General features: G+C 43.2%; 10 protein-coding genes and 1 pseudogene. 2 read left to right on the top strand and 9 right to left on the bottom strand.

Features of this window, described 5'->3' with window-relative positions; translation table 11 throughout:
* Positions 1 to 41: 41 nt before the first annotated feature.
* Positions 42 to 1,076 (bottom strand): phosphate ABC transporter substrate-binding protein PstS, encoded by a 1,035-nt coding sequence (pstS, locus tag ATB78_RS07545; protein ID WP_038893623.1) that lies wholly within the window; start codon positions 1,074 to 1,076, stop codon positions 42 to 44.
* A 369-nt stretch (positions 1,077 to 1,445) separates the two neighbouring features.
* Between pstS and ATB78_RS07540 the strand changes: the two genes are divergently transcribed.
* Entirely contained in the window at positions 1,446 to 2,840 is a 1,395-nt protein-coding gene (locus ATB78_RS07540; RefSeq protein ID WP_061008273.1) for a HAMP domain-containing sensor histidine kinase, read from the top strand.
* Positions 2,837 to 3,466, top strand: a complete 630-nt coding sequence (locus tag ATB78_RS07535) for a response regulator (protein WP_061008272.1) — start codon at positions 2,837 to 2,839, stop codon at positions 3,464 to 3,466. Before ATB78_RS07540 ends, ATB78_RS07535 begins: the two co-directional genes overlap by 4 nt.
* An 89-nt stretch (positions 3,467 to 3,555) precedes the next feature.
* Here the strand turns inward: ATB78_RS07535 and ATB78_RS07530 are convergent, their stop codons facing one another.
* The 8 genes and pseudogenes from ATB78_RS07530 to ATB78_RS07495 form a co-directional block, all read right to left on the bottom strand.
* On the bottom strand, positions 3,556 to 4,116 hold the full coding sequence (locus ATB78_RS07530; protein WP_020197144.1) for a sugar O-acetyltransferase: 561 nt from the start codon (positions 4,114 to 4,116) through the stop codon (positions 3,556 to 3,558).
* 136 nt (positions 4,117 to 4,252) lie between these two features.
* Positions 4,253 to 5,593 (bottom strand): HlyD family type I secretion periplasmic adaptor subunit, encoded by a 1,341-nt coding sequence (locus ATB78_RS07525; protein WP_061008271.1) that lies wholly within the window; start codon positions 5,591 to 5,593, stop codon positions 4,253 to 4,255.
* Positions 5,568 to 7,286 carry a type I secretion system permease/ATPase gene (locus tag ATB78_RS07520; RefSeq protein WP_061008270.1) on the bottom strand — a complete coding sequence of 573 codons (1,719 nt, stop codon included), beginning with the start codon at positions 7,284 to 7,286 and terminating at the stop codon, positions 5,568 to 5,570. Before ATB78_RS07520 ends, ATB78_RS07525 begins: the two co-directional genes overlap by 26 nt.
* A gap of 61 nt (positions 7,287 to 7,347) precedes the next feature.
* Positions 7,348 to 7,932, bottom strand: coding sequence for a calcium-binding protein (locus tag ATB78_RS07515; protein WP_039986917.1), 585 nt, complete (start codon positions 7,930 to 7,932; stop codon positions 7,348 to 7,350).
* Positions 7,933 to 8,134: 202 nt separating this feature from the next.
* A complete protein-coding gene (locus ATB78_RS07510) occupies positions 8,135 to 8,791 on the bottom strand; it encodes a LuxR C-terminal-related transcriptional regulator (protein WP_005441041.1) in 657 nt (218 codons plus the stop codon).
* 230 nt (positions 8,792 to 9,021) lie between these two features.
* On the bottom strand, positions 9,022 to 9,690 hold the full coding sequence (locus ATB78_RS07505; protein ID WP_061008269.1) for a LuxR C-terminal-related transcriptional regulator: 669 nt from the start codon (positions 9,688 to 9,690) through the stop codon (positions 9,022 to 9,024).
* 177 nt (positions 9,691 to 9,867) lie between these two features.
* Positions 9,868 to 10,068, bottom strand: a complete 201-nt coding sequence (locus ATB78_RS07500; RefSeq protein ID WP_009704926.1) for a chromosome segregation ATPase — start codon at positions 10,066 to 10,068, stop codon at positions 9,868 to 9,870.
* 59 nt (positions 10,069 to 10,127) lie between these two features.
* Positions 10,128 to 12,044, bottom strand: a pseudogene (locus ATB78_RS07495) (methyl-accepting chemotaxis protein).
* Positions 12,045 to 12,236 lie beyond the last annotated feature (192 nt).

Here is a 12,236-nt window from a genome sequence, read left to right as displayed (position 1 = left end):
TCAGTTGTCTGGTGAACATATTCCCCAGACAACTTAATGAATTATTGAATAATCGCTTGGCCGTCTGATTTCAAACCATTTTTCCAAGTTTCGTTAACCATGTTAACTACCTTGCTTGGCATTGGGATGTAATCTAACTCTTCCGCAAGCTCACCTTGCTCATAGCTCCACTCGAAGAACTTCACGATTTCTTTTGCTTTGTTCGCATCCGATTGGTCTGTGTGCATTAGGATGAACGTAGCTGCCGTCATTGGCCAAGAATCAGCACCTGGCTGGTCGTTGAGTAGCAGGTGGTAACCTGGTGCATTTTCCCAATCAGCATTCGCTGCAGCAGATTGGAAAGTGTCCATACTTGGGTTTAGGAACTTGCCTTCTTTAGATTGCATTTGTGTGTAAGCAAGGTCGTTTTGCTTAGCAAATGCGTATTCCACATAACCGATCGCACCGCGAGTACGGTTTACAAAGTTTGCGACACCTGCATTACCGTTACCGCCAATTGTTGTTGCTTTCTTTGGCCATGTGATGTCTTTACCAACACCAATAGACTCATGCCATTCAGGGCTTACGCGGTCTAGGTAATCAGTAAAGTTGTAAGTCGTACCAGAACCGTCCGAACGGTGCACTACGTAGATAGGTTGGTTTGGTAACTCCACGCCTTCGTTTAGCGCTGCAATCGCCGGATCATTCCAGTTCTTGATATTGCCTAGGTAGATGTCAGCAAGCACTTTACCTGTTAGCTTAACTTCACCAGCATCGATGCCAGGGATGTTTACTACAGGAACAATTGCCCCCATCACCATTGGGAACTGAATCATGCCCTCTTTGTTCAACTCTTCAATAGTCAACGGCGCATCTGTCGCACCAAAGTCTACTGTGTTTGCTGTGATCTGACGGATACCACCACCAGAGCCAATCGCTTGGTAGTTGATCTGAACGCCCGTTTCCTTTTGGTACTGCTCAGCCCACTTCGCATAAATTGGATGAGGGAATGTCGCACCAGCGCCATTGATCGTTGTTTTGGCAGCAACGCCAAATGATGCTGCAACCAGAACTGAAGACACTAGAGCTGATTTCATGAATTTCACAATATATCTCCGATATAATTTAGCGATTAAGTTGGGCTAATAAAAAGCAACATCTAATTAGCCCAGATTAGTTTTAGTGTTCAAGTAAAACTAGGTATTGAAATAAATCCAACAATCAATCGGTGCTCACCAATCGACGGGGGCAGATTAGAAATTCAATATGACAGTTTTATTAAACATCGAAACTAAAGCGCACCATGTGAATAACAATTATCTCGGCAGAATTAATTATGATAAGAAAACTTCACACAACTTTTATAAAGTAAGTGAAGATGTAAAAGGATATGTATGCAATGCACCATAATAAGATTGCAAATATTAAATATTGATGAAGGGTACGGAGTCATTTAGACTCAAACCATGGACATGTTACTCATCTTTAAGATCTACCTCTTCTATGGCTTAGCTTTCTTCGCCATCTTTTTTGCCATTCTTTTTCGAGACTTACGCAAAAGCCGGATCGCTATCGCTTCTGCTTTACCTATTCTTGCATTATTTGGGTTCATTCACGGTTTCCACGAATGGTCAGAACTTTACTTGGTCATGTATGAGCATGAGTTCACGCTCACCAAGGGAATAGAGACTTTTAAGGTATTCAAGCTCTGGTTCTCATTTATTGCGCTTGGCGCTTTTGCATGGAAGATGCTGGATCTCACGGACTGGAAGTACATTAAAGCCATCAAATATGGTGCACTCACTGTTCTTACCTTGTTTGTTATCAGCTTAATCGTTCGGTTCGGAAGTAACGAGTACGCAATTTACATTCACAACACCGCAAACCAAGTCCGATGGATATTCGGCTTAGGCGCTGGCGCCATCTCTGGGTTAGCAATGATGAGCTACGCGAACATCCTAGAAAAAGAAGGTCATGGCGCATCACTCCCATTTAAGTTAACCGGCCTTGCTTTGATCGCTTATGGCATTGCGGCAGGTGTACTGACCTCCGATTTAGGGCTTTGGGTGCTTGGCGTCAGAATGGTTTGTGCCATTTGTATTTTATGCACCTTATGGATCGCACTGCGCGTGTTTGATGATGAAAAAAGCAAACAACTTGAAAGTAACATTCAACTCTCTCAACAAGATGCCAAACTTAAAGAGCTTGGTGAACTGACTTCCGCGGTCGCCCATGAAATCAAAACACCGCTTTCCAGCGCAACAATGAGTTGTGATTTGTTGGAGAAACATTTACCAGACAACGAGGCCAGTCACAGGCATCTAGCACGTATTCGTCACGGCTTAGAACGTGCTGCAGAGATCAGCCATGAAGTGTTGAATTACGCTCACCATAAGCCAATCCAACGCGAAGTGGTCTCTTTGAAAAAGATTGTGGACCAAGCACTTTCCTTAAACCAATACCGCTTAGAGGGTTTCATTGTAAGTACTTCCCTCGATAACACGCTTAATGTCTTAGGCGATGCAGGCCAACTAGAAGAAGTGGTGACCAATATCATCGGCAATGCGATTGATGCTAGCCAAGAACACAAGCAACTCTACATAGAAACGTATCAAGACAAACTGGTGGCGATTCTCTCCATTTCCGACTGGGGAACTGGCATGCCACTAGACAAAATTGCCAAAGCGAAAACACCTTTCTACACCACAAAGCCAAGGGGGGAAGGCACAGGTATGGGATTGGCAATCAGTAATCAAATTATCTTACAACACGGTGGCGAGCTAAACTTGAGGAACTCAAAGAAGAGTGACCACATTACTGGCTTAACAGTTGAAATCCGCTTACCAAGGAATATTGAATGACACTAAAACTCTTACTTGCAGAAGACGATGTTGAATTGCGAGAGGTCCTCATTGAGGCATTAACCTTGGAATCGTTTGAAGTGGTCGCGTGTGATAACGCTGAAGATGCGCTGGATATTGCCAGCGAGCAACATTTTGACTTAGCTTTGTTTGATGTCGTGATGACAGGCATGACAGGGATTCAAGCCCTTTCTGCCCTAAGACGTCTACATCCAAACATTGGTATCATCATTACTACCGCTTTCGCTACTGTTGATGTCGCTGTCGATGCGATGAAGAAGGGTGCTGATGAATTTCTTACTAAGCCCTTCAACCTTGCTGCATTGTCTGTCACGTTAAAGCGTGTCCACGCAGAGCGGTCACCAAAGTCACCGCTTGATGAAAGAAAGCATGACCAGATTTTTAGTGCGCTATCCAACCCGATTCGTCGCTCGGTTATAAAGCAGCTCAAGATCCATCGAAAAATGAAGTTCATGGACCTCTGCCGTGTGGTTGGTATTGAGGACCACACCAAGTTCAACTTCCACCTAAAACAACTGGTCAACAGCGGTTTGGTTATTAAAGAAGATGGGCGAATTTACTCGCTGACAGAGCAAGGGCAACAGGTTCACTCCAGCATGCTTTAACACACCTTTAAAATGCATAAAAAGCCGACTGAATGTCGGCTTCTTAATTTTAATTCGCTGTCCCGTCCACAGATAAGTAACCAATTGGATTACTTTTGTTCGATTGGACGAATCACTTTACATGGATTTCCAGCAGCAACAACGTTTGGTGGCACATCTTTCGTAACAACACTGCCCGCACCAATCACCGAGTTTTCACCGATAGTCACACCTGGGCAAACAATCACGCCACCACCTAGCCAGACGTTATCGCCAATCGTAATCGGCGTGCCAAACTCAACGCCCTCTTCTACACGGCCTTTAACATCCAAAGGATGCCCCGCAGTATAAATCTGCACATTAGGGGCAAATAGAACATTGTCTCCAATATGTACTTCTGCCACGTCTAGTACGACACAGTTAAAGTTCGCATAGAAGTTCTTTCCTAGTTTGATGTTTGAGCCATAATCGCATCGGAAAGGCGGTTCTAAATACGCCCCTTCAGAGTCAGGAATAAGCTCGTCAATTGCACTACGCCATTCCTCAGTATCTGGAATGCTGTTGTTGATTTTCTGCAGTACTTTTCTGCATTCAATACGTGCTTGGTAAAGTTCTTTATCCCATGCATTGTATGGCTCACCAGCCAACATTTTTTCTTTTTCTGTTCTCATTGTTCACGTCATCTCACACAAAATAAAGGCGCATCAAAACACATCCCAATCTCACAAAATGTGACCTCGTTAATGGATCATTTATTTACGTTATTTACGTGCGTTCAATGATGAGATTTCGAACAGAAGTTATCCATTAGTCTTCTCGGAATGCGCGATTCATACTCTCGGTTAATGGTTTAACAAGGTAACTCAGCGGTGTTCTTGGCTCTGATAGAATCAACACTTCAGCGTTCATCCCAGAAGTCAACCGATGCTTCGCAACGTCCTCTTGAGCTAAAGCAATACGGGCAAGATAAAAATCATCTTGGTTTTGCTCTGAGAGCTTATCCGCGGAGATAGTTAATACGGTGCCATCGAGAGGTGCTAGAGTTCTTGCATTCAGAGCCGTTAAACGAACTTGAGCATGCTGACCTGGCGTAATCAAATCGATGTCTTGTGGGCTCACACGAGCCTCCACCAACAGCTTGTCATCTTGAGGAACGAGCTCAAGCAAGGTCTCGCCCGAGCCAATCACCCCCTTTTCAGTAAATACTTGCATGTTCACGACTCTGCCGGAGATTGGAGCGACAATCGCTGTTCTTGCGACGACATCTTTTGCAGAACCATACTCCTCTTTGATCGAAACAAGCTCTGTCTTAGTGTTACGCAACTCTTCGACAATTTGATTGAGTCGCTCGAGCTTCAATTCTTCGATTTTTGCTTGGTTTTCATCTAATCGCTTGGCCACGGTCAAAGATTGACGATCCAATTGGCTGAGCGTACTGCGGACTTCTGCGGCAAGACGTTTAAGCTGAAGTAGAGCTGACTTTCCTGAAAAGCCTTTTTGTACTAACGCCTGATTACTGGCAATTTCTTCCTCAATGAATTTCAAGCGCTCACGTTCGATTACTTTCGTTGCATTGAGGTTATCCAATTCCAAATTCGCGCCTGAGATGCTCTGTGCAATGATGTTTAGTTTGCTGTCGAAAAAGCGCTTTCTCGCCTCAAAGATCTTACGTTGTACCGATTTCGCTTCAGCAACAATCTCTGCGTTTTTAATCGTCTCGATATCTTGCGCCCAATTAATCTCAGGTAATTCATCGAGTTCGGCATTCAATCGATTTTCTTTGGCTAGAGTATGAATGTACTGACCACCAAGAGAATCTAATTTTGCATTTGCTTGACGCTTCGAAAGCTGGATAAGTAACTGTCCTTTTTCGACCAAGTCACCTTCTTGAACGTAAAGCTTTTCAATAATGCCCCCCTCCAAATGTTGAATCTCTTGGCGCTTACTCAATACAGATAAATCACCGTAAGCGATAGCAGCACTCTCTAGTTTTGAGGTGGCAGCCCAGTAGCCTAATCCGCCCAAGAATAAACTCAACGTCAACACAACGAGTAGAATGGGACCTTTAAGTTTAAGCTCGGCCGTTGGCATAAAACGGAAAACGCTTTCCGCCGTCAGTTTGTTATCGGTTGGCAGTTGATTGCTCATTTCGCACCCTCGGTATATCTGTTCTTTCTTCTCCCATTAGGCGCTTTAACACCTCATCTCTCACTCCATACAATTTGACGCGACCTTCAGCGAGATACAGTAATCGGTCCATCTGGCGCAACGTACTTGGGTTATGAGCGATCACAATGACAGTGGCCCCTTCCGACTTAAGGTGTGCGATCAAACGCTGATACGACGCTTCACCCTCCCCATCAAGGTTCGCATTGGCTTCATCAAATACAACAACGGATGGATTGCCGTAAACGGCGCGAGCCAGAGCAATACGCTGACGCTCTCCACCTGACAATCCACGTCCATTTTCGCCAATGACAAAATCATAGCCTTTGTTTTTCTTGAGGATAAGCTCGTGACAACCGGCTAACTGAGCGGCTTGAATGACTTTTGCAGGGTCTTCATCTTTAAATCGCGCGATGTTATCTCTAATCGTCCCCGGAAACAGTTCCACTTCTTGCGCGAGATAACCAAAGTGGGCTCCTCTATCTTCAGATGCCCACGAAGAAACCTCCATCCCATCTAGAGTAACCTTGCCCGCGAGCGGTTTGATGTTACCGAGAAGCAGTCTTGCAAAGGTCGACTTTCCTGTACCAGAGGGACCAATTACCCCCACGGAGACACCGGGAGGGATTGATAAAGAGATGGATGATAAAACAGGCTCTGTCGCGCCAGGGTGACGATAAGCTAAACCCGTAAATTCAAAATGTCCTTTCGGACGAGGCAGGGGCATGTCCGATTCATCTTGTTTAACAATCCTATCAATTTCCCACAACCGCTTATAAGCATTCCTAGCAGACATCGCACTGCGCCATGTTCCTATGGCTTGTTCCATTGGCGATAACGCTCTGCTCATCAAAATGGAACTGGCAATCATGGCGCCTGCAGTAATCTCGTGCTGGATCACCAACCATGCACCTCCTCCTAACAAGCATATTTGCAACGAACCACGAACAAACTTTGAAAAATTAGCGAGATAGATCGACTTCCCCGTCACCGTCTGTTCTAACAAGTTGGATTCGTTTGCTTTCGCGTACCATCGTTCTAAGAACGCATTCATCATCCCCATTGCGACAATCGAGTTTGCGTTTTGAGTGGCGATTTCAGCGTGATTGATATGCGAAATTGAGCGAACTTCACTCTCTTGTAACACCTTTCTTGTCACCAATTCATTGATGATTCCAAGGCTAAATAGAACAATCGAACCGCCTAAAGCAATGTGACCTAAAACAGGATGCAACAAATAAACGAAAAGGATAAAAACCGGCGTCCAAGGCGCGTCCAACAAAGGATAAGGTGCCTGACTACTTAAAAAACTCTTGATGTTTTGTATATCCCTCAATACTTGGGATGTGTAGCTTTTACCAGTATGGGTTTGATATTGGATACTACGCTTGAGCATAAATGCCGACAGTTTTGCATCCAGCCAATAGCCAAATGACTTACTCATTTGCGCACGAGCAATTTCTATCAAAGACATCGTAAGTAATGCCGCAAGGACAATCACGGTCAGTAAGAAAAGTGTATCGATTGAATAAGAAGAGATAACGCGGTTGTACACTTGGAGCATGTACAGAGGAATAGCAAGTACTAATAAATTTATGAATAAACTAAAACCAACCAGCAAGCCTATGAGCGTGCATAGTTTTTGTTTAACTTCTTTGAAAACCGTTTGTTGCACGATTATTTCCACATATTTTTATACATTAGGCGCTAGACTCGCTAGCGCCCAAAAAGGTGACTTAGATAATGAATAAGTCGCTGCCGTATGAGTTGATGTCCTCTTGCGTAACACCAATCAATTTAACCGTTAGATCCGCGCCATCAGTAAAGACAGCATTGCCTTTAGCGTCGTAAGTAAAGGTCAGATCGGCATATGACGTAACAGAATCACTAATGATATGCAGTGAATCTTCACCAATAGTGAAATCAACGACTTTCGCTTCGCCATGACCGCCAAATTTGTCGGTAAAGATAAACTTGTCTGCGCCACTGCCACCAACCATTACGTTGTCGCCAGAACCCGCAACCAGTAAGTCATCACCAGTACCACCGTTTAGCTTGTTGTCACCCAGCAAGCCGAGCAACAAATCGCTACCCGTACCACCGCCGAGATAGTCATTACCTGTGCCAGCCATTAGAATGTCGTCACCTGCACCACCGGTTAGACGGTCATTTCCCGCACCTCCGACAACGAAGTCGTTACCACCGCCGCCAACGAAAGAATCGTTGCCGCCAAAACCGATAAATACGTCATTGCCACCGTCAAAGTCAGCGACCTGATGGTTATCACCCGCATCACCGTAGTAAGTGTCATTTGTGCTCATTTTATGTCCCTCTTGGCTTTCTATTTGAATAGACCTTTTGTGTCTGAACTAACTCCAGCAGACTCGAGAAAGTCTAATAAACAAAAGCATAAGAACGAGTTTGAATATGGATTGATATTTCAAACTAACAATTTTATTAGCACATAAAAAACTGGTACTTTTAGATATAAAAGGCACTTAAAACATAAGGTTAAATCTAGTACTACAGGTTTCTTTTCGCCCAACTTGTGGCTTGCGTTCGGTTTTTAACTTCTATTTTTCGGAATATGTTGTAAAGGTGAGATTTGATGGTGTGCTCACTAATAAATAGTGAATCTGCTATTTCCATATTAGAACCACCATCTTTCAACATTTGAAGAACTTGAACCTCTCGTCGTGTTAATTCGACTTCTTCTGCTGGCTCAATCGAGTAGGTTGATTCCTTACCTTTATAATAAGTTAATAGCTGTTCCAGCAATCTTCGCGATAACCAATTATCACCATCAATAATGGCCTTTAAGCCTTGGCACAATTTGTCCATTGAATCACTAGGGCCAAAAATACCTTTAACATGTGGCCATGATGCTAATTCTTCAGTATCGAGCTCATGTCCTAAATTCAACATTATTGTCCCTAATACTTTTTCATTATCTTTTAAGTAAACTAAAGTATCAGATGGTGTATCTACTGAAAAATCTACCAATAAGAAATACTGTTCTGGAATAAGCTCATGGTAGCTTGGGTTTTTACTGTCGATAATTGTAATTTTGGTTTCTGTATTTCTAGAAAGCATCTCCTTGAAGTTTTCACTCTGCAGGCTTTGTTGAGTGATCATTAGGATCTCAGGCCTATCAATATTCTGTTCCATAATGTTTCTCATACTTTCACTAACTTAACACTCTGAATTTAATAACTATTAATCAGCACCTAATCTCATATCTAAGTGCTAGACGATAGAGTAGATTTATTTGCTACTTTTTTAAATTGCAAATTCGTTAAATTCATAAACAAAAAAAGTGTTTCTCATAAAAGAAACACTTCTTACATACAAATAATTTATACAAGATCTGCATCGCAATTTAACTTGCTTCGACCTAATTCACTTACTTTTTATACCGCTATCGACAATCCAGAAATATTTTCTTTCGCCCAAATTAATGCTTGCACTCTATTTTTTACGTCAATCTTCTTAAAAATGTTGTGGAGATGGGTCTTAACAGTATTTTCACTCACAAATAGCTGTTCTGCGATTTGTTGGTTCGAAGCCCCCATAGATAAGAAGGTGATAATTTGCTGTTCACGCTTAGTCAAAATTGCGGACACGCTCTTATTAACTGGTCTGCTGTGCCTGCGTAAATGAGTTATATATTGCTGCGAAAACTTGCGGCTAAACCACATGTCACCCTGTAATACTTTGCCAATTCCGACCTGTAACGTAGTAATGTCATCCGACGTGTAGAATATTCCCGCTAGCGTTTGCCATACAAAAAGCTCTTCTGTCGAGATGGTCTTATCACAGTTTAGAAGTACTTCAATCGAATCTTTTAGCTCTGCCTTTTTAAACTCCATATAACGGGAGAACACTTCATCAGTTATCACACTGTAATCTAATAGAATTGCAGGTACGGGTAAGGCTGGAACGGTGTAATCGGCGAGCTTTTCAGGGGCAATCAGGCTGACGTTGATGTTGAGTTTGGTTTCAAGGACATCTTTCAACAAAGAAGACTGCAAACTATCCTCAGTAATTAAAATTACGTTCCCTGTATCTCTATGTGCCATCTCGTTTGCAGTCCTTAGTCATTTTGTTTGAAATAAGCAATAGATTTAGTTAGAGCGGCAGTATTGTCAAGTATGAAAAAAAGTAGTAACAACTAATAACTTATTGATTAGTAAATAGTTGCAAGGCATGAGTTAAATGGCGGGTATTAAAAAAGGGAGTATGAAACTCCCTCTTTATTAGTGCACTGGCACCGAACTTTTCTGATTGAACTTACCAAAGTATTGCTCAAGGATTTCTGGTGTCAGCTTTCCTTCAGCCTCTAGCTTTTTAAGCTCTGCTACGATTTCCTGTTGTTCTTCAAGAGATGGCAGCTTTACCTCTGGCTCGTCACCAGCTTCTTGTGAGATCAGTTCTAGTTCTTTTTCGAAATCATTCATAGTACTTACCTAAAATATCGAGTCATTAAACTTGTAAACTAGCCCTATTCTATCCAACTCTACAGCTTGAAGCTACCAACCATCTTATCTAGGCGAGATGACAGCTCTTGTAGATCTCGGCTTGCTCCAGCCAATTCTTCTGCTGTGGCTGTTGTCATCTCATTGATAGCGTTAATTTCTTCAATGTTTTGGTTGATAGTGTGAACCACTGTCGATTGCTCTTCTGTTGCTGTTGCAACTTGGGTATTTCTATCTGAAATATCCGCAATACGCTCAGAGATATTCATCAGAACGTCAACCGCTTCATCTGTTGATGCCACACCTTCAAACGTTACCGCTTTACCAGCTTCCATCGCGGTCACTGCGTCTTGAGCGTCACTTTGGAGTTGGTTGATCATCTTCTGAATCTCTTCAGTTGAATCTGCAGTACGAGATGCGAGATTACGCACTTCATCCGCTACCACTGCAAAGCCTCGCCCTTGCTCACCCGCGCGAGCCGCTTCGATCGCTGCGTTCAGCGCAAGTAAGTTGGTTTGCTCAGAGATATCGCGAATCACGTCCAAGATAGAGCCAATGTCTTTGGTGGTAGTTGCCAGTTGCGTCACTACCATGCTGGTCGTTTCTACGTCATCAGCAAGACGACTAATCACTTCCTTCGCTTGCGTTACGACTTGGCGACCTGTCTGTGTGTTGTCAGATGCTTGGTTTGCCGTATCCGCCGCTGTTGCTGCGTTTGAAGCAATCTCACTGATTGTCGCACCCATTTGGTTAATTGCTGTCACGACTTGGATCGTTTGGTCACGTTGTTCTTGGCTGTTGTCATGAGTCGAAGTCGCTTTGCTAGATACACTATCCGCAGCCTCACTTAACGCACCACTGGTTAGAGACACTTCTTTCATGGTTGCATGGATCTTCTCAATAAAGCCATTAAAGCCTTTTGATAGCTGAGCGATCTCGTCGTTACCCTTGATTTCAATACGTTGAGCAAGATCGCCCTCACCTTCACCAAGATCGGTAAAGCGATCTGCAATTTGACGAATTGGGTTAGTAATGCTGTTTGCTAGCAGAACACCCATTGCGATGAAGATCAGCGCGACGATGGCTGTCGTGAACAACATTTTCTCTGCGGTTGCATCAAGATCAGCAAAAACTTCACCGACAGGTACAACACCAACGACAAACCAATCCATCGAAGGTACATACAAGCTAGACACGAACATGTCTTGGCCTTCAAACTCTGTTGTCACTAGATTGAAGTGACCTTTGTTAAGTAGCTGAGAAGCTTCACGTCCAAACAATTGGCTGATAGAGGTTTTGTTTTTACCTTGCTGACGGTGGATCTGGATATCACCTTTGCTATTGGTCAGAAAAACATAGCCTGTTTTCTCAATCTTAAAGCCATTCAGTAGCGACACCATATCATCCATCGACTTCGACAAACCTGACATCGATACGCCATTCACATCTTGGTAGTTAGTGAACATTTTCACGTCGCCATTCGCTTCTTGGAAAACGCTTACCGATGTGTTTTGACCGGAAGACGTAAAACCAAAGAACCACGCATCTTGCGAACGATTAAGTTGGCGCAAGAAGCCATTTTGGTTCCAGTAGTATGCTGTTTGTCGGTTTGCTACCGAAGCGTCGTTCAACTAATATTGGGACTTCACATTGTTAAGCTGTTGAACAAGTTGCGCTTCTACCATTGGGTTACGATCTGTCGTCGAGAGCGCTTCAATGATGAATTCGTTTGTGGCAAGTTGCTTTGCCGCTTGCTGCATTTGTACAACTTCACGGTCAATTTCAGTATTAATCTGCTGCAACATTGCAGGTAATTCGATATCGATTAATCGATGACTTAGCACTTCACGTGCGTGTCGCTGTGCCATGACACCGACAATGATGGTAGAAGCGAGCACGGCAAAAGTAATACCGATGACAACCTTCTGTTTGATACTCAGGGAGTTAAGTTTCAACATATCTGGACCTTTAAAAAGAATCACTCGTTATCTGTATTCTGAACAGGATAAAACTGGATGCATAACAACTCGTTATGCACGGCTTGAAACTTATATCGGCCTTCCCCTACAAAACTAGAGAAAATTCTCACAAATTAATGCAAATGTGATGTAACAGACTGTCGAACAAGGTAATTCACGGTTTTCAATGGC

The sequence above is a fragment of the Vibrio sp. CUB2 genome (genome assembly GCF_001557945.1).
GTDB classification, from domain to species: Bacteria; Pseudomonadota; Gammaproteobacteria; order Enterobacterales; family Vibrionaceae; genus Vibrio; species Vibrio owensii.
Note: the sequence above shows the minus strand (reverse complement) of the source record. Positions and strands in the feature narration are given on the sequence as shown.